At 61.5% G+C, this 22,535-nt stretch carries 17 protein-coding genes and 1 pseudogene; 13 read left to right on the top strand and 5 right to left on the bottom strand.

Features of this window, described 5'->3' with window-relative positions:
- Positions 1 to 15: 15 nt before the first annotated feature.
- The 3 genes from glnT to BV034_RS16265 all read right to left on the bottom strand — a co-directional run bounded on the left by glnT (position 16) and on the right by BV034_RS16265 (position 4,489).
- Positions 16 to 1,383 carry a type III glutamate--ammonia ligase gene (glnT, locus tag BV034_RS16275; protein ID WP_050028060.1) on the bottom strand — a complete coding sequence of 456 codons (1,368 nt, stop codon included), beginning with the start codon at positions 1,381 to 1,383 and terminating at the stop codon, positions 16 to 18.
- Between the two features lie 47 nt (positions 1,384 to 1,430).
- The gene (locus BV034_RS36735) at positions 1,431 to 2,426 is read right to left on the bottom strand and encodes a LuxR C-terminal-related transcriptional regulator (protein WP_050028059.1); all 996 of its coding nucleotides are present in this window, start codon (positions 2,424 to 2,426) and stop codon (positions 1,431 to 1,433) included.
- A 194-nt stretch (positions 2,427 to 2,620) separates the two neighbouring features.
- Positions 2,621 to 4,489: a GreA/GreB family elongation factor gene (locus BV034_RS16265; protein ID WP_265593081.1), complete on the bottom strand. Its 1,869-nt coding sequence runs from the start codon at positions 4,487 to 4,489 to the stop codon at positions 2,621 to 2,623.
- Between the two features lie 170 nt (positions 4,490 to 4,659).
- Here BV034_RS16265 and nikR point away from each other — a divergent pair, with 170 nt between their 5' ends.
- From nikR to BV034_RS16235, 6 genes are all read left to right on the top strand, one after another.
- Positions 4,660 to 5,163 carry a nickel-responsive transcriptional regulator NikR gene (nikR, locus tag BV034_RS16260; RefSeq protein ID WP_050028075.1) on the top strand — a complete coding sequence of 168 codons (504 nt, stop codon included), beginning with the start codon at positions 4,660 to 4,662 and terminating at the stop codon, positions 5,161 to 5,163.
- Between the two features lie 66 nt (positions 5,164 to 5,229).
- Positions 5,230 to 5,967 carry an urea amidolyase associated protein UAAP1 gene (locus BV034_RS16255; protein WP_050028057.1) on the top strand — a complete coding sequence of 246 codons (738 nt, stop codon included), beginning with the start codon at positions 5,230 to 5,232 and terminating at the stop codon, positions 5,965 to 5,967.
- A 53-nt stretch (positions 5,968 to 6,020) separates the two neighbouring features.
- On the top strand, positions 6,021 to 6,659 hold the full coding sequence (locus BV034_RS16250) for an urea amidolyase associated protein UAAP2 (RefSeq protein ID WP_050028056.1): 639 nt from the start codon (positions 6,021 to 6,023) through the stop codon (positions 6,657 to 6,659).
- 173 nt (positions 6,660 to 6,832) lie between these two features.
- Positions 6,833 to 10,447, top strand: a complete 3,615-nt coding sequence (gene uca, locus BV034_RS16245; protein ID WP_050028055.1) for an urea carboxylase — start codon at positions 6,833 to 6,835, stop codon at positions 10,445 to 10,447.
- Between the two features lie 118 nt (positions 10,448 to 10,565).
- The gene (gene atzF / locus BV034_RS16240; protein WP_050028054.1) at positions 10,566 to 12,236 is read left to right on the top strand and encodes an allophanate hydrolase; all 1,671 of its coding nucleotides are present in this window, start codon (positions 10,566 to 10,568) and stop codon (positions 12,234 to 12,236) included.
- Between the two features lie 103 nt (positions 12,237 to 12,339).
- Positions 12,340 to 13,464 (top strand): hypothetical protein, encoded by a 1,125-nt coding sequence (locus BV034_RS16235; RefSeq protein ID WP_050028053.1) that lies wholly within the window; start codon positions 12,340 to 12,342, stop codon positions 13,462 to 13,464.
- Positions 13,465 to 13,510: 46 nt separating this feature from the next.
- Here BV034_RS16235 and BV034_RS16230 read toward each other — a convergent pair whose 3' ends face one another.
- The gene (locus BV034_RS16230) at positions 13,511 to 13,771 is read right to left on the bottom strand and encodes a hypothetical protein (protein WP_265593080.1); all 261 of its coding nucleotides are present in this window, start codon (positions 13,769 to 13,771) and stop codon (positions 13,511 to 13,513) included.
- A 318-nt stretch (positions 13,772 to 14,089) separates the two neighbouring features.
- On the opposite strand from BV034_RS16230, the gene BV034_RS16225 reads away from it, so the two are divergent.
- The 5 genes from BV034_RS16225 to rpsI all read left to right on the top strand — a co-directional run bounded on the left by BV034_RS16225 (position 14,090) and on the right by rpsI (position 19,722).
- Positions 14,090 to 14,503: a hypothetical protein gene (locus BV034_RS16225; RefSeq protein WP_050028051.1), complete on the top strand. Its 414-nt coding sequence runs from the start codon at positions 14,090 to 14,092 to the stop codon at positions 14,501 to 14,503.
- Positions 14,504 to 14,976: 473 nt separating this feature from the next.
- A complete protein-coding gene (locus BV034_RS16220) occupies positions 14,977 to 17,169 on the top strand; it encodes a TonB-dependent receptor (protein WP_050028050.1) in 2,193 nt (730 codons plus the stop codon).
- Positions 17,170 to 17,311: 142 nt separating this feature from the next.
- On the top strand, positions 17,312 to 18,559 hold the full coding sequence (locus BV034_RS16215; RefSeq protein ID WP_050028049.1) for a sialidase family protein: 1,248 nt from the start codon (positions 17,312 to 17,314) through the stop codon (positions 18,557 to 18,559).
- 305 nt (positions 18,560 to 18,864) lie between these two features.
- A complete protein-coding gene (rplM, locus tag BV034_RS16210; RefSeq protein WP_050028048.1) occupies positions 18,865 to 19,296 on the top strand; it encodes a 50S ribosomal protein L13 in 432 nt (143 codons plus the stop codon).
- A gap of 33 nt (positions 19,297 to 19,329) precedes the next feature.
- Positions 19,330 to 19,722: a 30S ribosomal protein S9 gene (gene rpsI, locus BV034_RS16205; protein ID WP_050028047.1), complete on the top strand. Its 393-nt coding sequence runs from the start codon at positions 19,330 to 19,332 to the stop codon at positions 19,720 to 19,722.
- A gap of 203 nt (positions 19,723 to 19,925) precedes the next feature.
- Here rpsI and BV034_RS16200 read toward each other — a convergent pair whose 3' ends face one another.
- Positions 19,926 to 20,855 carry a LamG domain-containing protein gene (locus BV034_RS16200; RefSeq protein WP_081887870.1) on the bottom strand — a complete coding sequence of 310 codons (930 nt, stop codon included), beginning with the start codon at positions 20,853 to 20,855 and terminating at the stop codon, positions 19,926 to 19,928.
- A gap of 221 nt (positions 20,856 to 21,076) precedes the next feature.
- On the opposite strand from BV034_RS16200, the gene BV034_RS36085 reads away from it, so the two are divergent.
- The gene (locus tag BV034_RS36085) at positions 21,077 to 21,622 is read left to right on the top strand and encodes a hypothetical protein (RefSeq protein ID WP_265593079.1); all 546 of its coding nucleotides are present in this window, start codon (positions 21,077 to 21,079) and stop codon (positions 21,620 to 21,622) included.
- Between the two features lie 313 nt (positions 21,623 to 21,935).
- A pseudogene (locus BV034_RS16195) lies at positions 21,936 to 22,535 on the top strand (hypothetical protein); the annotation flags it as partial.

Below are 22,535 nucleotides of genomic sequence, written 5' to 3'. Positions count from 1 at the left end.
GGGGTTGGGAGTTCATCAAAAGAGACTCGCGTACTTCTGCACTTCCCACGGGCTGATGGTCAGGTGGTACTCCTCCCACTCGGCGCGTTTGCACTCGATGAACTCCTTCTTCAGCGCAGAGCCCAGTACCTGCTCAGTGAAGGGGTCATCCTCAAAGGCCTGCACCGCCTCTGCCAGCGTGCGCGGCAGAGCTTGCACCCCGCGCTCGGCCAGTTGCTCATCCGTCAGTTCGTAGAGATTCTCCGTCTGGGGTTGACCGGGCATGAGTCCCTCCCGCACCCCTTCCAATCCCGCTGCCAGCACCAGCGCCCCGGCGAGGTACGGGTTGCAGGAGGAATCCGCATTCCGCGACTCGCAACGACCGCCAGCCATCGGCACCCGCACGGAATTGGTGCGGTTGTTGGTGCCGAACGAATTGAACACCGGAGCCCAGGAATAGTACCCCATGGCCCCACGACGGATGAGCCGCTTGTAGGAGTTCACCGTGGGAGCAAACGCAGCGCACAATGCTCGACCGTGCCGCAGAATTCCCGCGATGAAGGAGTATCCCAAGCTCGTGAGCCCCAAGCCATAGGCATCAGGTTCCCCAGTTGCCGCCTTGAAGAGGTTGCGCCCGGTCTCCAGATCGCTCAGCGACATGTTGAAGTGCGCCCCATTCCCCGTCTTGTCTGCGAAAGGCTTCGGCATGAAGGTGGCAAGCAACCCGGCATCTGCTGCCAGCTTCTTGGCCAGGAAGCGGAAGAACACATAGCGGTCTGCCATGGTCAGGCCGTCGGAGAACTTGAAGTCGAACTCGAACTGTGAGTTCCCGTCCTCGTGATCCAGTGAGTACAGATCCCATCCCAGACCGTTGATGGTGGTCGCGATGCGATCCACCAGGCCATACACATCCATGAAGCGCTTCACGTCATAACAACTCTTCATGAGGTTGTCATCCGGGTTGGGCACCACCAACCGCCCCTCTTCCTGCTTCACAAAGTAAACTTCGCACTCGATCCCGAGGTTGAACCCGAAGCCCATGGAGCGGGCCTGCTCCAGCACGCGACCAAAGGCCACCCGCGTGCTGACTTCGTAGGGCTGCCCGTGGAAGGCGAGATCCGCAGGGTACCACATGACCTCCGGCTGCCAGGGCAACTGAACGCCTCGGCTGAGATCCGGCACGCTGGAGAGTTCATCATCATTCGGTCTCTGCCCCAGGCCATCCAGTGCGTAGCCCGTGTACAGCTCTGAACCTTGAGCAAAGTTCTCGAAGTGGTTTACCGGCACCACTTTGCCCTTGGGCACGCCGTGGATGTCCACATACGCGCCGATGCAATATTTCACCCCTTTGGCAATGAGGTCTTCCTTGATGGCCGTGAGTTCGGCGGGAGTCGTTGAAGTCATGCCGGACAGTGCGGCAATCGTCCCGGTCTCGATATAGGTCGGCGGACCTATGCCACGTGCTTTTTGGGCTGCGACTGCAGGGCGGCGGCAAGGCGGCTCTCGACTCCCAGCTTTGCCAGCACCCGCTCCACATGCCGCTTCACGGTGTGCGTGCTGATCCCCAAAATGACCCCAATCTCAGGATTGCTCTTCCCCTCTTGAAGCCACTGCAACACCTCACGTTCCCGGGCAGTGAGGGCATCAGTGGGCTCCTCGATCCCACTTCTGGCACGATGATCCTCCTCCACGATCAGCAGGGACATCCCGGACTCTGGATGCGGCGCATGCTTCAGTCGCAGCGAGTCACTGCCCCGGCGCAGTGGGGCCAGCTCCGCCGTGCCCGGCAGCCCGCGCACCCTGGCGATCTGCCGGAGGATGCCGGGCGGTATTTCCTGAACCAACCGACGGCCCACAAAGGAACTTAACAGCTGCCGGGTACGCGCACTCAAGTGGTCGATCCTGCCTCTCGCATCCAGACGCACAAATCCGCGATGCAGACTTTCCTCCAACTCCTCTGCTTCTGGCTGCAACAGTCGGTCCATCTCGATGTCGACTCCCGCCGCTCCGACACAGCGGCCCTGGTGAAAGATCGGTGCCACCTGACTGATGATGAACTCCTTGCGTCCCGCCACCGGGAACTGATAGGGATCCATCACCGTCTCCCTGCCACACCGGGTGGGCACCAGATACCAGTCCCCCTGCCCCGGCACATCGTAGTTCACGTTGGGCTCCAGATGAACCACGCCACCCGCCCTGTTCCACAGAGGCACGAAACGCCCCGTCCCATCGTGACCCGGAGCATGGGCAAACTCGCGATCACGACCATCCAGCGCATTGGGCTCCCAAACCGTCCAGACACCAAGGTACTCCGGATGCTGCACCAGAATGCGCTGCAGAATGTTGCCATAGAGCGCCCGGTCCAGGATCCCCAGTTCTCTCATGCCGCTGAAGGTCAGGGCAAGGGCCTGGGCCGTGCTGATGACGTTGGAGGGGGAACCTTGCATGATAGGCCAGGGATGAACTGCGAGTTTGCGGAGGGCGCACCGAGGAAGCTCTCAGGAAGCAGAAGCCAAGCCAAAGCAGGACGGCAAGAGGAAGGGTGAATTCGCTCCTGCTGGTCCGGACACCAATCCCCTGCTCAACAAAAAGCCCCCGCCCAGCACATGCCGGACGGGGGCTGCAATTGCTTTCAGATGGATCAACCGGCAACAGGTGCGGCCTCAGCATGCGTCCGGTAGGGGCGAATGCTGACCACCTTCACCTTGCGAGTGCCGTGGGTATCCGTGGGCAGTTCGGCCTCGTCGCCGACTTTCTTGCCGATGAGGGCTTTGGCCATTTCGGACAGGTAGGAGAGAATGCTCTGGTCCGGATCGCCATCCCAAGCACCGAGGATCGTCTGGGTCTCAGTCTTTCCGGTCGCGACGTCCTGAATGTCCACGATGATGCCAATCCCGACGGTCTCTGTGCTGACACCGACGAAGTCCGTGCCGCGGGCGCGGCGCAATTCGCGCTCATAGGTGGACTGCATGCGCAGCAACACCGCCTGGTGCTGACGGGCGGATTTGTACTCGAAGTTCTCCCGAAGATCGCCGTATTCACGGGCAATCTGGATGTCCTTCTTGTTCTGCGGGATTTTGACGCGCACAAGCTCTTCAAGCTCGATCTTGCGCTTCTCCATGCTGTCCCAGGAGACGACGAGGGACGCAGCCTGGTTGTTGCCAGTGTCGTCCATCAGTTCCTGCGTCTCCGGCCGGGCTTTGATGAGGCGGCCCATGAGGGAACGGCGGGTCAACTCGTCAAACACCGGGCTGGAAAGGATGCGCTTGGCAAACAGGCGCAATTCATCGGCATCGGCATCGCCCACCATCTCACCCACCAGGCCGATGTCTTCGGCGAAAGCGTCATGCAGACGGCCGGTGCGCTTCGGTCCGCCAGCGATGTGGTCGTCCTCGAGGGCGCTGATGATGGCGTTGCCGAGGTCCATGTCGAACACACCCTCTGCCTTGCCTTTGCGCTCCTTGCACATCCAGATGAGGAGGTCCGTGCTGAGCTGACGGTTGCGCACGGCCTTCTTCAAGAAGTCGGCGAGCAGGTCAATCTCATCGTTGGCATCCAGCACCGCCGCGATCTCGGCCACAGCGCGGCCGCCCGTTTTGGTGAGATGATTCAGCGATTCCTGAACCCAGGCGCGATCCGGGAACGCAGCCGGGAAGGCCTTGTACACGCGGCTGAGCAGCGCGACTGGCAGGCCATTCACGGCATCTGCCAGCTGCGGCTTGGCGTCACGCAGGAGTTGTTCCACCGTCAGAGAGCCTTCGGGAAGCTTGGCGCCCTTCGCGGAATCCAGCAGCTCATCGCGGGAGAGCAGAAGGTTCAGAGCTTCCTTCAACTGCAGCTTCCAGGACTTGCGAACTGTAACATCCAGTTCCTGGAAAACGGGAATGAGATCTGAAGCGTGGTTCTCAAAGAGGTCGAGATCCTTCTGGATGCGGGCCAGGGCATTCAGCTTTGCCCTGAGGTCGCGGGCATTCCTCAGGTCATCCAGCATGGCATTGCCATGTCTCACGTCCTCGTCACGCAGCACCAGCAACTCCGTGCGCTTGGCGGGCACCACGATGTGGCGTTTGTCCTTCAAGGCCTTTTTGGCGGCACTCCACCAGGCTTTGTAGTCGGCCTCCTTGATGACGCGGGGAATGAGGAGACTTTCCAGCGCGTCCAGAGACATCGTCTTGCCGCTGCTCTTCAGGGCCAGCGTCACGAGTTCCGCAGGACGCTCCTTGGCCATGGCCTGCAGAGCGGGCAGATCACCCACCCGGCGGGCCAGGATGTGCTCCGAATCCAGCGGCGCTAACGAGCCCACGGCAAACCCAATTTTCATGGAGTGCCCTGGCTTGCCTTCGAAGTCGATCACCACCCGGTCTCCCAGCAAGTCCCATTCCGCGATGCAACCTGCACCCCAGCTCTTGTGCTGGCAGAACGCTCCCACAGGGAGGTTGGAAAGCTTTTCACCATCGGCGCGCGACAGCTTGCCGGCATTGACCAGTTTCTCGACTTCAGGGGACATCATGGGAACCGTGAACATAAAGAAAAGGGGGAGGGGCGCAAAGGAAATGTCTGGGAGCCACCTGGCTCTTGGCCCGAACTTTGCTCGAAAAAATCTCGTCCCCAGGTCACTCACCGATGTCTCTTGGCATGTTTCGTGTTACGAATCCGCACATTCCTCACACCCAGCACCCCATGCCCAAGCGCCAAGGCTCCAATCTCATCCGGTTCAGTGTCTCCATGCCCGCCAGCGCCGTCGAAGGCTTGGACCGCATGGCGACGGGCCGCGGTTTCGCGAACCGGTCCCAATGCCTGACCGCTCTGGTGCGAGATCACCTCGTAGCCTATGCCAGTGAGCTGGGAGACACCGTGATGATGGGCGTGATCAGCCTGATCTATGATCACCAGAAGCGGAACCTGCAGAACACGCTGACCGACATCCAGCACAAATACCTGCGGGAGATCGTGACGATCCAGCTCGTGCATCTGGAGGACAACCAGAGCCTGCAGATCATGCTCGTACAGGGCCCGGCCCGCATCCTGCGGGAGATCAAGGAAGAAATGAGCGCCCTCAAAGGCGTGCGTCACGGTCAGCTCCAGCTCAGCACCACCCTGCTGCCTCCCCTTCACGAAGCCGGGGAATCCCCCACCCCTGCCCCCCACAAAAAGATCCGCCGTGCTGCTTCTCCCGCTGAGTAAGCCGAGCTCTCTCCACGAGTCCCCCCTCCATTCCGAATCCAAAAACTCCACCTTCCACATTCCCATATGTTCTCCCCCACCCCTGACATCCCTGAAGACAAAGTCCGTTTCCGCGAGGTCGTGCTCGGCGGTGCCAGTTGGTCGCATGTGCTAAAGCGCGGCAGCACATTGCGCATCATCGACCCCCAAGGCGGTGCCAACGTGTCGGCCCTGTTTTTCAACTTTGAGTTGATGGTGGAGCGCTACAACATGTCTGACACGCTCAAGGCCCAGCACGTGGCCTTTCTCACGACCGGTCGCGCGTTGTACTCGGACATGGGCCGCATTCTTGTTTCCGTCACAGACGACACCAGCGGCTGGCATGATACAATCTGCGGTCACAGCACGGCCTCCCTGGTTGAGCGGAAGTATGGCAAGGCGACCTTTCAGGAGCACCGCAACAAGTACCATCGGAACGGGCGCGACAGCTTCCTGGTGGAGTTGGGCAAATATGGACTGGGTACCAAGGACCTAGTACCGAATGCGAACTTCTTCAGCAAAGTGACCGTGGATGACACTGGCGGTCTGCACTTTGACGAAAGTCACGCCAAGGCCGGTGCTCACGTGGATCTGCGCGCCGGACTGAACACGCTCGTGGTGCTGAACACCTGCCCTCACCCACTCGCCCCCTGCGGCACCTATGATCCCAAGCCTGTGCATCTGGTGGTGTACTCCTCCGAGCCCGCTGGGCCTGACGACGTGGTGCGCAAGTTCCGCCCCGAGAACGATCGCGGCCTGATCCTTACCGATCGTTATTTCATGTAACGCGGAGCACCCTCCACCAATCACTTTCACTCCCACTTTTCACTGTCCCCGCCATGAGCCTGACCTTGAGCCCACTCAATCCCGAGCAAGCAACCTACGACGAAGTCATCGAAGCCGGTGACGGCTGGATGTACGAGATCAAGAAGGGGCAAACCTTCCGCATCGTGGACCTGGAGGGCAACCAGGCCGTGGACATTCTCTTCTACAGCGCCGCCAATGCGGACGAGCGCTACAGTGCCGTGGACACCATCCGCGAGCAGAGAGCCATCTACCTCACCACCGGATCCACCCTGCTCTCCACCGAGCTGAACCCCATGCTCACCATCACCGCAGACACCTGCGGCCGTCACGACACCCTGGGCGGCGCCTGCGCTGCCGAGAGCAACATGGTGCGCTATGCCCTCGAAAAGCGCTACATGCACAACTGCCGCGACACCTTCCTCCTCCAGATGGCGGAGTACGGCCATGACTACTCCAAGCGCGACCTCACCAGCAACGTGAACTTCTTCATGAATGTGCCTGTCACTCCCGATGGCAAGCTCACCTTTGAAGACGGCATTTCCGATGCGGGCAAGTACGTGGAGATGAAGGCCGAGATGGATGTGGTCGCATTGATCTCCAACTGCCCGCAGCTCAACAACCCCTGCAATGCTTACAATCCGACACCCATCAGATTGTTGATTTGGAACTGATCTCCTGAGCCGCCTAAAGGCGGTACTCCAACCCTGCTGCGAAACTCAAGTGGCAGGAAGCGCGATCCAGAACGGCATCCCCTCCACTCCACCCTCAGCCCCCCATCGAAGCCGGTTGGAGTACCGCCTTTAGGCGGCTGAAGCTTCTCCCAGCACTCACTCTCATCTCTCCCATGTCTTCCACGCCAAAGGTCCTCATTGCCAATCGCGGCGCCATCTCCTGCCGAGTCTCCCGCACTCTCAAGCGGCTCGGATACGGGTCCGTTGCTGTGTATTCTGAAGCAGACAAGGCATCTTTGCATGTCGATGCGGCAGACGAAGCTGTCCTGATTGGTCCGCCAGCCCCCAAGGAAAGCTACCTGGATACCGAAAAAGTCTTGGCAGCCGCCAAGGCCACCGGAGCCACGGCCATTCATCCGGGCTACGGATTCCTCAGTGAAAATCCTGAGTTTGCTCGTGCCTGTGAAGCCGCGGGCATTGCCTTCGTCGGCCCCACGCCCGATCAGATGGTCAAGTTTGGCCTCAAGCACACGGCCAGGGAGATCGCCATGGAATCAGGAGTGCCGTTGCTTCCGGGAACCGGACTGCTTGCTAACGTGGATGAGGCGGTGGAAAGAGCGCAAGGCATCGGCTATCCCGTCATGCTCAAGAGCACGGCTGGTGGCGGTGGAATCGGCATGCGGGTCTGTGAGAACGATTCGGATCTGCGGGCGCAGTTCGAATCCGTGCAACGACTCAGCATGGCCAACTTCAAGGACAGCGGTCTGTTCCTGGAGAAGTTCGTCCGCCACGCCCGGCATATCGAGGTGCAGATCTTCGGCGATGGTGCAGGACGTGTGCTTGCTCTGGGTGAACGCGACTGCTCGGTGCAGCGCCGCAATCAAAAGGTCATCGAAGAGACCCCTGCCCCGCATCTGTCCACAGAGGGACGGGCCGAACTGCTCTCCTGCGCGGAGCGGCTGGGCAAGGCGGTGAACTACCGCTCCGCGGGCACTGTCGAGTTCGTGTACGATGCTGACAGCAGGAAGTTTTATTTCCTCGAGGTGAACACACGTCTCCAGGTGGAGCATGGGGTCACCGAGGAGGTGCTGGGCATCGATCTGGTGGAGTGGATGGTGCGTCTGGCCGCGGGGGATCTCGGATTCTGGCCAGAAACACTGCCCGTTTCTCGAGGACACAGCATTCAGGCACGTGTCTATGCAGAAGATCCTGCCCGGAACTTCCAGCCCAGCAGCGGCCTGCTCACCGCCGCCGCCTGGCCGCCGGAGGCCCGGGTGGAGACCTGGGTGACCCAGGGGGTGACCGTCTCGCCCTTCTATGACCCGCTCGTGGCCAAGGTCATTGTGCATGCCGCGGATCGCGAGCAGGCCGTGGCAGCCCTGAGCAGCGCCTTGGAGGGCACGACTCTGGCAGGCATTGAGACCAACCGCAGCTACCTGCAGTCCGTCCTGCAGCACGCCCCCTTCCTAGCGGGCCACGCGACCACCCGCATGCTCTCGGAATTTGCCTGGCAGCCCCACACCATGGAGGTGCTGGAACCGGGCGCAGTGACCACCGTTCAGGACTTCCCCGGCCGTCTCGGCTATTGGGACATCGGCGTGCCGCCGTCCGGGCCCATGGACGATGTCTCCTTCCGTCTGGCAAACCGCCTCGTGGGCAACGACGATCATGCCGCGGGTTTGGAAATAACCATGGCTGGCCCTACGTTGAAGTTCCAGCAGGCCAGCACCGTGGCGCTCACTGGGGCCCGCATGAAACCGACCCTGAACGGCGAAGCGGTGCCGATGGACACGGCCATCGCCATCCCCGCCGGTGGCATCTTGAAAACAGGCCGTCTGGGCGACACGGGCGTGCGCGCCTATCTGGCCGTGAGCGGCGGCCTGGATGTCCCGGTGTATCTCGGCAGTCGCTCCACCTTCACCTTGGGTGGCTTTGGCGGACACGCAGGTCGCGCTCTGCGCGCGGGCGACATCATTCACCTGGGGGCAGCCGTGGAGACGGGCATCGCCCCGGCCGCGGAAGTTGCCGCTCCGAGCTGGAAAAACGAGTGGATCATCCGCGTCACCTACGGCCCGCATGGCGCGCCCGACTTCTTCACGAACGAGGACATTGAGACCTTCTTCGCCACGGCGTGGAAAGTGCACTACAACTCCAACCCCACCGGCATCCGCCTCATTGGCCCCAAGCCCCGCTGGGCCCGCACGGATGGCGGAGAGGCCGGTCTGCACCCATCCAACATCCACGACAACGCCTACGCGATTGGCGCGATCGACTACACGGGCGACATGCCGATCATCCTTGGTCCGGACGGCCCCAGTTGCGGAGGATTCGTCTGCCCCGCAGTGATCATTCGGGCGGACCGCTGGATGATGGGGCAACTCCGGCCAGGCGACACCCTGCGCTTCCTTCCTGTCACCCTCACGGAAGCCGAGGCCGCGGAACGCACCACAGACGCCGGACTGGACGCACTGAACTATGCCACGGCTGCCGAGATCCCCGGCCCTGTCGTCGCAGCGGCTCTTGAAAGCCCCGTCGCGGCCCTGCGCCCCGCCACCGACACCCAGGTGGAGGTACGCTACCGCGCCGCAGGAGACAAGTACCTGCTCGTGGAATACGGCCCCCTCGTGCTGGACATCACCCTGCGCGCCCGGGTTCACGCCCTCATGGAATGGGTCAGGAAACAACACCTGCCGGGCCTGATTGACCTCACCCCCGGCATCCGCTCCCTCCAGTTCCACTATGACAACCGGGTCATGCCCCGGACCGAACTCCTCGCTCTGCTGGCCCGGGCGGAAGATGAATTGGGCGACCTCCAGAACTTCGAGGTTCCCTCCCGTATTGTGTACCTTCCCCTTTCCTGGGATGATCCGGCCACCCGGCTCGCCATTGAGAAGTACATGCAGTCCGTGCGTCCCGATGCGCCCTGGTGCCCGAGCAACATCGAGTTCATCCGCCGCATCAATGGCCTGGAGAGCATTGAGGAGGTGCAGCGCATCGTCTTCGATGCCAGCTACATGGTCATGGGGCTGGGTGACGTGTACCTGGGCGCCCCAGTCGCCACCCCGCTGGACCCCAGGCACCGGCTCGTGACGACCAAGTACAATCCCGCCCGCACCTGGACACCGGAGAACGCTGTGGGCATCGGGGGCGCTTACATGTGCGTCTATGGCATGGAGGGGCCGGGCGGCTACCAGTTCGTGGGCCGCACCATCCAGATGTGGAACGCCTGGCGTCAGACCCAGGATTTCACCGGAGGGAAACCGTGGCTGCTGCGCTTCTTCGACCAGATTCGCTTCTACCCGGTGAGTGCCGAGGAGCTCTTGAAGCTTCGTGAGGAATTTCCCCTCGGTCGCTTCCAGCTCAAGATTGAGGAAACCACTTTCAAACTGGGTGACTACCTGGACTTCCTTGAACAGAACGCAGAGTCCATCGCCGATTTCCGCAGTACTCAGCGCCAGGCCTTTCAGGAGGAGCGCGAACGCTGGGCCGCAGCGGGGCAAAATGTGGTCGCCTCCGAACCTGAGGCTGAGCCACCACCTGTGGAGGATGAACTGGCCCCGGAAGGGTGCGAACTGGTGCGCACCCCGCTCACTGGCAACCTCTGGAAGGTGCTCGTGGAGCCCGGACAAGAGGTCAAAGAAGGCCAGGCTGTCGTCATTGTGGAGGCCATGAAGATGGAAGCCGAGATCGTCAGCCCCGCTTCAGGCAGGGTCCGGGAGATCCGGGTGGCTGCGGGCAAGCAGGTCCAGTCCGGCCAGGCCCTGATCGTGGTGGACACCGCCGCCTGATCCAGGAGCCTTCCAAAATTACTGCATCCACCGGCCAAACAGGCACGCGACATGCTTGAATAGCTGGATTGATCATCTTGACCACCGCTGACCTCTACCTCTCACCCTTTACCTCCCCGTGCCCGCTTCCCCCGCTGAACGCCATGCCGCCCTCTACGCAGAACGCAACGGCCCCGTCTGGATCGACGTGGTGTCTCCTGAAGCCTTCGCGACGGAACTGGCGGCTGCCACGGGCCCACTCGCGGGCAAGGTCTTTGCCGTAAAGGACAACATCGATGCCCTACCCCTGCCCACCACCGCAGGATGCCCAGCCTACCGATACCAACCCCCAGAGGACAACCCCGTGGTCGCCTCTCTGCGTGCAGCCGGAGCAGTCGTGGCGGGCAAGACCACGCTGGACCAGTTCGCCACCGGTCTGGTAGGCGTGCGCTCTCCGTGGGGACCCTGCCGTAATGTCCTGAACCCTGCCTACATCTCTGGAGGCTCCAGTTCCGGCTCGGCCGTGGCAGTGGCCAGTGGGCAAGTTGATTTTGCCCTCGGTACCGACACCGCAGGCTCGGGTCGCGTGCCCTGCATTCTCAATGGGATCGTGGGTTACAAGCCGACCAAGGGTGTGCTCAGCACCCGCAATGCCGTTCCTGCCTGTCGTTCGCTGGACTGCATCACCCTCATGGCCAGGACCGTGGCCGAGCTGCGGGAGCTCGCGCCTCATGCGCGTCGCTACGATCCCCAGGACCCCATGTCCCGCCCCTGGCACTCCGTTCGCGATGGCCGGGGTCAAGGCACCTTCACCTTTGCCGTGCCCCTCCCGGAGCAGTTGCAGTTCTTCGGCGACAGTGAAGCCGCGGAACTCTATGCAGCGGCTTGCGACAAGCTGGCCAGCCTGGGTGGCACCAAGATCGAGATCGACTATGCCCCCTTCGCTGAGGCAGCCGCGCTGCTCTACCAAGGCCCTTGGGTGGCAGAGCGCTATGCGGCGGTCGGAGAGTGGCTTGAAGAGCACGCTGCGGAGGCGGATCCCACCGTGGCCAAAATCATCCTTGGAGGTCGCGACCTCAAAGCGAGTGCGGTCTACCGGGCTGCGATCAGGCTGGCTGAACTGAGGCGGATCAGCGATGAAGTTTTCGAAAAGGTGGACTTCCTGGTTGTTCCCACCGTCCCCAGTGTTTACACCATCGCCGAGGTGGAGGCGAACCCTGTGGAACTCAACAGCCGGCTGGGCACCTATAACAACTTCGTGAATCTGCTCGATTTGGCCGCAGTCGCTGTTCCCGCTGGCCACTGGAGCCACGGAGTAGGTTTCGGTTTGAATCTGGTGGCTCCGGCCTTTGCCGATGACAGCCTCTTGGATCTCGCCGCTCGTTTCCTGGGGGAGCCCTTGCCCAAGCGCATGGCGTCACCTGAAGGCCCCGTCTCGCTCGCTGTGGTCGGAGCTCATCTGCACGGCCAGCCACTGCATGGGCAACTCGTCCAACTGGGTGCCACCCTGCAGCAACGCACCACCACCGCTGCCGCCTACAAGCTCTATGCACTCGCCAACACTCAGCCCGCCAAGCCCGGCCTGGAGCGCGTCAAGGCGGACGGCTCCGCCATCGAGATCGAAGTGTACACGCTGTCGGCCGAGGCTTTTGGCCGTTTCACCGCCGGAGTTCCCGCCCCCATGACCATAGGCAATCTGGAACTAGCAGATGGCACCTGGGTGAAAGGCTTCATGTGTGAACCCTATGTGCTGGCAGATGCCACGGACATTACCTCATACGGTGGATGGCGGGCGTACTTGAGCAGGTAGGTCGCCGCGCCTTTCGAGAAGAATCAAAATCAAATGTCGCCGCAGGCGCAAGAAACCCTTTTCCCTACCCCCTCTTCCCTCTTCCCTTCCCTCCCTCTCCCGCGTGACCTACCTGCCTCTGTACCTGCTCGCGCTGCTGGTCACCTTCTATGTGTGGCTCATCATTTCGCGAGTGTTTCATGAGGTGGTGCGAGGTATCACAGCCAGGCTGGTGGGCTATGCGCCTCGCACCGTCACCATTGGTATCGGTGATGTGTGGTGGAGCCGTCGCATCGGCCGCACGTGGGTTGAGTGGACCCCCGCCCCTCTCTTCAGTCAGGCCACCCTGCACATGCCCTCCCAGTTGGGGCTGACCTGGCGATGGTCCACCTGCATCCTTGCAGCGGTGGCGATGGATCTGGCGCTGCTGGCCGCCATGATGACCGGGCGCGATGCCCTGCACACCGCGTACCCCGTGCTTCCCCTGTGGACGGTGCCCATCCTTTGCCTCCCATATTCACAACTGTTGGTGACCGTGCTAAACCTCATGCCTGTGGAGATTCACGGCGAGTCCAAACACGAACCCGTGTTTTACTCGGATGGGAACCTGCTGCTCGCACTTCTCTGGGGGAGATTCGCTGAGGTACCTGGAAAGATGGTGGACCACTATGTGAAGTCGGTCCAGGCATATGACCCGGGCTTCCAGAAGCAAGACTCCCCCATCCTGTCCCACATGCCTCCCACCATCTGGAGGCGTTTCCTGGAGGTCCATCTGGACTCAGCCAGTGGCGACTATGATTCCGTGGTCTGGCATTGCAAACGGCTGCTTCACACCGTGGAGTTTGCCCCTGGGGAACGCGCCCGGTTGCTCGACACCATCGCCTCCATCCCGGTTTTTCACGATGCCCCAGATCTCCGTCATCGCGCGCTGCGACTCGCGAGACAGGCCCACTCTCTATTTCCTGAATCCGCCAAGCTCCAGATGACCCTGGGATGCCTGCTGATTCAGGACGGCCGCATTCCCGAAGGCCTCGCGCTCCTGGAACCTGTGGCGGAATTGGAGCGCCTGACCAAGGCGGAGCAGTCCATTTGCGCGAGTCACCTGGCGATCGCGCATCACCATCTGGGAGATCTGCTGGAAACGAGGTACTGGCTCACAAGCGCTGACGAGAAGGCTTCGAATCTGACGACCAAGGCCGCAGTGGACCGCCTCTGCGTCAGAGTACGCCCTTTCGTGGCCCAAGGCTGACGACCACTGCATTCATGAAAAGGGTTGTCCGATGCCCCTTTCATCGTCACCGGACGTCGATGGCACCTCCATCATGCGGCAACTCGTCCGTCTTGAGGGTCTCCATCTGCCCTTCGGCGTTGACGAATGCCGTGGAGTAAGGCTCTGGCGCTAAAAGCCTCACCATCCACCACTGAACATCGCCCTTGGCATTGGTCAGACGCACGGAGCCATCGTCCTCCTGCACGGCTTCCCTGGCCGGATAGAAGCCATTCTCATGACCGAAAGCGAGCTCACCGTTCTCGAACTTGTATGGAACGGTTTCCATTGCTCGTCGTCCACAGTCATCGAACTCCCAGTAGCACAGGCCTGCCCCGGTGAAGTGATAGAGGGTCCTCCCATTGTAGCGCGGCTGGGTAGATCGGACGAAACGCCAGCTTCCAACCATATTGCCTGTGAATAGGGTTTCCATAGTGGCTGTCGATCACCAAATACCTACCGTCGTCGCCCTCTCGATCTGTGTGGTCCCGAAACGTCCGCACCTTGTCTCAAATTGCAGTCGCACAGGAAAAAACGTCGCAGGTGAAGGATTCGGCTTGCCACAACGTTCTCTTTGCGGTCTAAACAGCAGACCTCACCCCTCCACATGCCTCGCGCTCTTGCCTGGATACTGATTGCCATCGCCTCCCTGCGTCTCGCGGGTGGCGATCTTTTGGTGCTGCAGGTGGCCGCATGGAGCGGCATGATCGCGACGCGCACGGCAGAACAGGGCCTGACGGAAGCGGTCAAAACGACGTTTGATGGCGACCATCCGTGCCGCCTCTGCTCGATGGTCAAGGAAGCCGCGGTGACGGAGGAAAAATCTCCCGCCACCTCGTCCAGCTCCAAGGCTCCGGCCAAAGGTGAACTCGCGAAGCTCAAAGAATTTGTCCCCATGAGCCCGCTGGCCCTGCCGCAAGCTCATGAGGTCGCCAGCCTGCCCCAGGCAGAATGGTTCAATAACTTCACAGCTGGGCGTCATGATGCGCCCCAGCTTCCGCCTCCCCGGATTCCCGCCTAAGAGAGAGGTGATGTTGGCCTCTTCGCGCGGGATTGCGCCAGCTTATGTCTGCTCTGTCGTCATGACAGCCTGACTTCTCTTTCAAGGGCATCCGAATCTTCGGAACCTCGCTGAGAGATAGAGCAAGCGGATCAGCGCACAGCTAGTGCCACATCTTAAGCAGAGTCGCTACAGGGACCCTCATGGCTGGACGTCATGAGTGCACCAAATCGAGGATAGCCATTCCCGTGCCGTCTTCCGAGCTCCGAGGAGTTCGCCTTATCCCTTGGCCCTCTTCCCTTCTCCCTCTTTCCTCCCCTTTCAGGTCCTGAGCAGAGTACCTGGAACATCGCGGCACGTCCCCCTCTGCCACCGGTATTGGCAGAGGGGGCGGGCCGTCAGCGGACTGCGCATGTCCAGAATTGCTTCCGACATGCGAGCCGGTTCGCCGCTTCTATTTTCGCCATTCATCGTCAAATCACAACCCACAACACATGAAACACACTCAATCCCTGCTGCTCCTACTGGCAGGCGTGCTCCCCTCCCAGCTCAGTCACGGGCAAGCGCCCGGGGCGAGCGCCACAACTGCGACGGAACTCCCGACCGTCACGGTGACGGCCACTCAAGAGTCCCTCACGGTGCCCACCATCGCCCAGGCGGAGCAAGAGCTCGCGCGGGTCACCGGGGGTGCCAGCGTGGTCAATGCGGAGGACTACAAGAAAGGACGGGCGGTCACACTCAAGGACGCGCTTGATTTCGCCACTGGCGTCTTCACCCAGCCGCGCTTCGGTGCGGAAGAAGCGCGCATCTCTGTGCGCGGCTCCGGCATCCAGCGCACCTTCCACGGTCGCGGGCTCAAGGTGTTGCAGGACGGCGTGCCCATCAATCTGGCGGACGGCGGATTCGACATGCAATCCATCGAGCCGCTGGCTGCTGACTACATCGAAGTGTACCGCGGCGCCAATGCCTTGCGCTATGGCTCCACGACGCTGGGCGGTGCCATCAACTTCGTCTCTCCCACAGGCTACACGGCTCCCGCCTTCCAGGGTCGATTTGAGTACGGCAGCTTCAACACCTTCCGCGGACAGTTGAGCGCAGCGGATGTGCTGGGCAATCTGGACTACTATGCCACGGTCACCCACTACAGCACCGAGGGCTTCCGTGACCACAGCGACCAGAGCACGCAGCGCTTCTTCAGCAACGTGGGCTACAAGTTCTCCGAAGACGTGGAGACCCGCTTCCTCCTCACCTATGTGCACACTGACTCGGAGCTCCCGGGCAACCTGACCAAGGAAGAACTCCGCAACCATCCGGACCGGGCCCAGCGCAACGCCTTCTCCAAACAGTTCGACTACATCGACAGCGACTGGCAGCGCAACTTCGAACTCTTCCGCATCGCCAACCGCACGACGTGGAATCTCGGTGAAGATCAGCAGCTCTCGCTTTCCAGCTTCTATGCCTACAAGGATCTGGACCACCCAATCCTTTTTGTGATCGATCAGGTCAGCCATGACTTCGGGTTCGACCTCAACTACCTGAACAAGGCAGACCTTGGTGGTCACAAGAACCAGTTCATCGCCGGCATCAGCCCCACCTTCGGCCTGCTCGATGATGTGCGCTTTGCCAACGTGCTGGGCGAGCGGGGCGCGAAGTTCGCGCAGAACTACCAGCAGTCCACCAACGTGGACTTCTACATTGAAGATCTGTATTACCTCACCGACCGCTTCGCAGTCTCCGTCGGTGGCCAGATCAGCTATGCACGCCGGGACAATGAGGACCGCTTCCCTGTTAGCGCCACGAACCCTGACAACAGCGATGTGCAGGACTGGTGGGGTTACAGCCCGAAAGTGGGCTTGCTGTATGAACTGACGGAGAGCGCCCAGTTGTTCTTCAACGCTAGCCGCAGCTTCGAGCCGCCGTCGTTCGGTGAGTTGAGCAACTCCGCCCTCGGCGGCGCGGGCCTCGTGGATCTGGAGGCACAAACCGCTACCACGGTGGAGATTGGCACCCGTGGCAAGAGCGCCAACAACCGCGTGAAGTGGGACATCGCCTACTACTTCTCCTGGATCGATAACGAAATGCTGGAGCTCTCCGTGGCCCCTGGACTGACTCAGACGGTCAACGCCGGACGCACGATCCACCAAGGGGTGGAACTCGGTCTCGATGTGACCCTGCTAGAAGGCATCTTTGCCCGTGGCACTGTCGCTCCTGCGTCGGCCCTTGCGAGTGCGAAGGGAGCCAAGGCCGTGCAACCCGTGGCCGCCCCCGCCCCGCAGGACCGCCTCGTGTTCCGCCAGAACTACCTCTACAACGGGTTCCGGTTCGACAACGACAAGGAGTTTGGTGACAACCAGCTCGCAGGGATGCCCGAGCACTACTACCGCGCGGAGCTCGTCTATGAGCACCCCTCCGGTTTCTACCTAGGGCCAAATCTTGAGTGGGTCTTCAGTGACTACTCGGTGGATTTCGCTGGCACCCTCTCAGCCGACTCCTATGCCATTCTCGGCTTCAAAGTTGGCTACCGCACCGCCAAGGGGCTGTCCTTCTATGTGGATGCCCGCAACCTGACGGATGAGCACTATGCCGCCACCACCGGCGTCATCAACCGTGCGGGAGCCTTTAACCAGGCCCAGTTCCTGCCCGGGGACGGACGCTCGTTCTTCTTCGGCGTAGAATACAAGTTCTAGCCTTCGTTCCAATGCCAGGGTGCCTCTCCACCTCCGTGCGAGAGGCACCCTTTTTCAAGTCAGGGGCAACCGAAGATTAACCACAGTGACGCCAAGCTCTTTGCATCGGCGTATTTGTGGTTAGCTTTCCGCCTCCTCCCCCATGTCACCTTTCGCCACCCTCCCCTCCCGCCTGCTGCTCGGCACATGGCTTGTCGCCACTGCCGCCCTGCCTTCCGCGCTCATTGCCTCTGAGAAACATGCCGCCGGACACCACGGCAACGAGGGCTTGGCTGGCACACAATCTCTGGATATCGCAGCCCAGGGCAATACGCTGGACCTCTTTATCGGCACCTATGCATCGGGCGAACCACGCGCCCGACTGGAGCATCTCCGCTCCCTGGATGGCGGCGGCACCTGGAGCAAGCCCACCCAAGTCGATGCAGGCCTGACCCAGGCGCACATGCCCCACCGTGGGATGGACGCCCAGATCGCCGCATCGGGCGAGAAGCTGGTCGCGGCCTGGATGACCCCAGGAACGGATCGCTTTGGCGGCGGACCGATGGCCACCGCCCTCTCGGCAGATGGTGGCAAAACCTGGACCGCAGGCCCCAACCCTGCGGACGATGGCTCGACCACCGGGCACGGCTTCATCGACATGGCCAGCGGTCCCGCCGGCACCTTCCATCTCACCTGGTTTGACACCCGAGGTGAGCAAAGAGGTCTGCGCTACTCCCGTTCCACCGATGCTGGGAAGACCTGGTCTGCCAATGAGACTCCGGATGCCGATACGTGCGAATGCTGCTGGAATGCCATCGCTGCCGGTCCAGACGGCAAGGTCGCCATCCTTTACCGGGACAAGTCGCCCCGTGATATGAGCTTGGTTGAGCTGCCAGGTGCTGAAGGTGCCAAAACTTGGACCAAACCCGCGACCGTCGGAAATTTCGACTGGCAGTTCGAAGGGTGCCCCCATGTGGGTGGCGGCTTGGCCATGGGCGGACCGTCTGCAGGAGCAGCATTGCATGCTGCGGTGTGGACTGGCCAGCCCGACCGCGTCGGCGTTTATTATCTCAATCAAGGACTGGCGAGCGGAACCAAGTGGAAAGAGCCGGTGCGACTGGGGGACAGCTCCGCATCTCATCCGGATGTCGCCGTCGCTGGCAGCCAGGTGGCCGCCGTCTGGAATGCCAAGCAGGGCGATGCCGCGGTGATCAAAGGGGCCGTCTCCACCGACGGAGGCAGCACCTGGGGGGAACCCATCGTCCTCTCAGACCCGGTTTTCAGCGCTACGCACGGGCGGGTCGTTGGCACCGAGGCCGGTTTTCGCGTCTTCTGGACACAAAGTCACGGCGATCACCCTGCCGCCTGGACCTCCAAAACGCTGACCGCGCCAACCTTGAGCAAGCGCTAGCTCCGAGTGCAGGCACCCCACGACCAGGGCCTGTCACGCACCCACTTACCGCTGCCAGTGCTGGATCCAGCCCACGAGGGCGATTCCCAGCACGATCACGGCGAAAGCCAGTAGGATCAGGCCGGGGGTGCCGCGAGGTTGATTGGTCGCCATGGCTCTCTATATAGAGTACAACCCCTCACCTACCACCACCAATTTGCTCCGGAAGGTTCTTCACTTTTTCACAATTCATTTGACTGTCCGAAAGATTCTCCTACTTTTGCCCTCCCAAATTCTAGAACCCTGTTTAGCAACCAACACAAGACATGAAAACGTTTTCCGCCAAAGCCGAAGAAGTCGAGCGCAAGTGGTGGGTCATTGACGCCAAAGACCAAGTGCTCGGACGAGTGGCGGTGACCGCAGCAAACATCCTGCGTGGCAAGAACAAGCCCATTTTCACCTCCCATGTGGACACCGGCGACCACGTGGTGATCATCAATGCGGAGCACGTGCGCCTTACCGGCAAGAAAGAAACCGACAAGGTCTACACCTCCTTCTCCGGTTATGTCGGCGGTCATCACAGCACCAATCCTGAGCGTCTGCGCCAGAAGCATCCCGAACTGATGCTTGAGAAGGCCATCAAAGGCATGATTCCCCACAACCGCCTTGGCCGCGCTGTTTACACGAAGCTCAAGGTTTACAAGGGTGACAAACACCCCCACGAAGCCCAGCGCCCGGAAGCACTTCAACTGGCCTAATTCCACTCCATTCTTACTCTCAGCAGTTAGCTCATGAGCACCACTTCGTTTGACGCCACCGGCCGCCGCAAGAACGCCGTCGCCCGGATCCATCTCAAGAATGGCAGCGGCACCATCACCGTGAATGGCCGTCCCCTCGACGACTACTTCCCGACGGTGAGCCTTCAGAACCAGCTTCTCGCTCCCCTTCAGCTCACCAACTCGGCCCAGAGCTATGACATCAACGTCCGCACGGACGGTGGTGGCGTGACCGGCCAGATGGGTGCCATCCGCATGGGCATCGCCCGTGCGCTGATCCTTGCGAATGCCGAGAATCGCGGCGTCCTCAAGCAGAACGGCATGCTGACCCGTGACTCCCGCATGAAAGAACGTAAGAAGCCCGGTCGCCCAGGTGCCCGCAAGCGCTTCCAGTTCTCCAAGCGTTAATCGCTGCTGGTTTCATTCTTTGTGTTTTCAGAAAAGCACCGGTCTATCCGGTGCTTTTTTGTTGCTTGGCAGGAGGCTCACCGTTGGGGGTTGCTGCTTGCCCAAGGATGCGCCGCGAGAGGTAATGTTTGAATTGCACGCCATGGCCAGCAGAGGGCCTGAAAGACCCACAGAGTCCAAGCCCGTCCATCAGGCCCGAATAGCTACTTCCCAGCGAGCTCCGCGACAGAATCCGGTGACTGATGCAACGCGGCCACCTCACCTGGAGTGAGGGCTCGATTGAGCACGAGCAATTCATCGAATCCTCCCACGTAGCTGACCCCGATCGTAAGGGCGCTGCGGGCGGCATCCCAGTCGAGGATCTGTTCACGACGGAAGCGACCGACTTCCTTCCCATCCAGATAGAGCGCTCCTTCCGCTTCCTTGCCTTTCACGTTTACGCCCGTGAAGGTCATCACCACATGGGTCCAGCGATCACTGCGGAAAGGAGGCGTCACACTTTCAGACATCAGGCGGGGCTTCTCTGGCGAGTCCTCCCATTTCACGTTGTCGGGATTCCAGAGCTGCTTCACCGGCCGAATGGCAAACCGAAACCGCCGCGGAGTGTGATCCTTGCTGAACTCTGCAAACATGTGGCCCGAGTCCCAGGCCTGCCCCACCAACTGCAGAGGGTCACAGTAACCTGGCTCCAGATCCTTGTCCGGATCGAGCTTCAGCCAGAAAGAGATCGTGCCCTGCCAGTCGCTGGGGCGGTGTGCCATGTTGGGGCCGCCCTCGAAGAAGACGACAGGTTTCATCTTCTTGGTAAAGGCCAGCATCCCACCAGTGCGACCACCATCCGGCAGACGCTGGACCAATCCGGTCGCAGGCAGTCCTGGCTGTTTGTCGAGCCGGGCTGCCGTACTGGCATGGTAGAGCCTGCCATCACCCGCCGCATGCTCCGCATCCACGCCGTTGTTGAAAGAGGCAGCCAGCACGACGTGCGGGCTCAACGCGGCAACGCTGGGCGCGGCAGCCAGCGGTGGGGCTCCAGATGCCGCTTCTGGAGTCTGCGCACGCACTCCTTGTGAGGCGCCGACCAGCAGGGTGATTGAGTGGACGAGTGGGAGCAGCAAGTGAGTCGGGCTTTTCATGCAAGACCAATACGCCGTCCCAACCGGCGATCAGCGTACTCACGAATCTCTTATTGATACGATTGTAACGATCAGGATCTGGGTTACCTGCCCTCAGCCACATCCGGTTCCCCTTGCCTTGATTGGGATTGATTGATATTTTGCCAGCTGATGAGACAAACCTTGAAAGCAAGCCTTTCATGTCTGAGCCCCTGAGGGGATAGCAGGTTTCAATCATCTCCTTGCCCAGCTGCAGACATGACCCCAACGCCCACCGTGATTCATTTCACCTGCCATGCCTGCGGGATGCCCCTGACTGTGCCAATGGAGCTGGCAGGCGCCTCTGGGCCCTGTCCTGGCTGTGGGTCAATGATTACCTCACCGAAGCCGGAGCCCGCTGCACCGGCTCCTGGCCTGGGGTCGGGGCCGAATCTTCCTCACGGGGCACCTACGAGCCCTCCTCCTGCGACCTTGCCTGGAACCGGTCCTTCGGTGCTTCCCTTGGGGCAGCAGGCTGCCTCACCCCTTGGGGCAGGCGTGGCTGGACTTCCGGCCCTGCCTCCCGCTCCAGTACCAGTACCGAAGGCGTTGGACCCGCACCCCACGATCGTCACCAAGGACGCTCCTGCCTGGCCCAACCCGCCCGCCAGTCTCCCTCCATCGAGTGGCCCCTCGCCAGTCGCCTCACCGCTGCCCCCGTGGCCAAATGCCCTGTCGCCCCAGGGTTCACTCCTCCCTACCGCCCCGCCAACGAGACCTCCGGGAGCTGCTCCCGCCGTTCCCGATAGTGCGCACCCTGTGCTGAGCCACGTGCTCCAAGCGCCTTCCGTGCTTCCCACTCACGGCGCTCCGCCTCACGTTCAGGGACTTCCTTCGCCATTGCATCAAGGAGCGGGTCAGGGAACCGGCGCGGCCACTGGCATCGGATCTCATCCCGGCCTGAGCGGTGGCAGCTTGTTACCTATTCAGGGTGCTGGCACCCAGGCTGGACCCGCCACGGGCGCAGGTGTCGGGCTGGGCGGCCTACCAAGTCCCGCTTACAGCCGCCCTGGCAATCCAGATCCCTCGGCCCCTTCGGTCCCTAAGACTCGCCTTCCAGCGATGCCTTCCAACAGCCGGCGGCAGATACGCTCCGCTCCAGCCGGGCGTCGCGGTGCCATGGTCGCCACCCTGGTGATGGCTCTGCTGGTGCTGCTGGGCATTGGCTGGTTCTTCCGCGACCAGATTCGCGTGGCCTATATCACCTATACGTTGCAGCACGCACCAGAAGAAGAATCCAGCGCCCCCACGGTGAACGCGTCCCCAGCGGAACCTGTCCCCGCCTTTTCACCCAGCCCAGCCCCGGCTTCGCCCCCGCAGAGATCTGGAGACACACCGCCCGCACCGACTCCTGTCGCACCGCAGGCCGCGCCACCGGCGGCTGCCTCCAGCGTTGCGAAAGCACCGCCCCCCACGTCCGATCCGGCAAGGCTCGCCCCACCGCAAGCGATGCCGCCCACGGCCCCGCCGGTGACCGTGCTCCCTCCGCTTCCAGTCACCGCCGAAGATCGCAAGTCCATGGACGGGCCGCCTGCCTCCATCCGGAAGTCCGAGCAACCGGTGTCCTTGAGCCCCAACGCCGCTCCTCCCCGGATCTTCGAGAACGCCACGCCTGAGAGCCAGGGTGCTGTGGATGCCCTGAAGCAGTTCCTGGCGGCGCCA

The organism is Verrucomicrobium sp. BvORR034 (assembly GCF_000739635.1).
Taxonomy (GTDB): domain Bacteria; phylum Verrucomicrobiota; class Verrucomicrobiia; order Verrucomicrobiales; family Verrucomicrobiaceae; genus Verrucomicrobium.
Note: the sequence above shows the minus strand (reverse complement) of the source record. Positions and strands in the feature narration are given on the sequence as shown.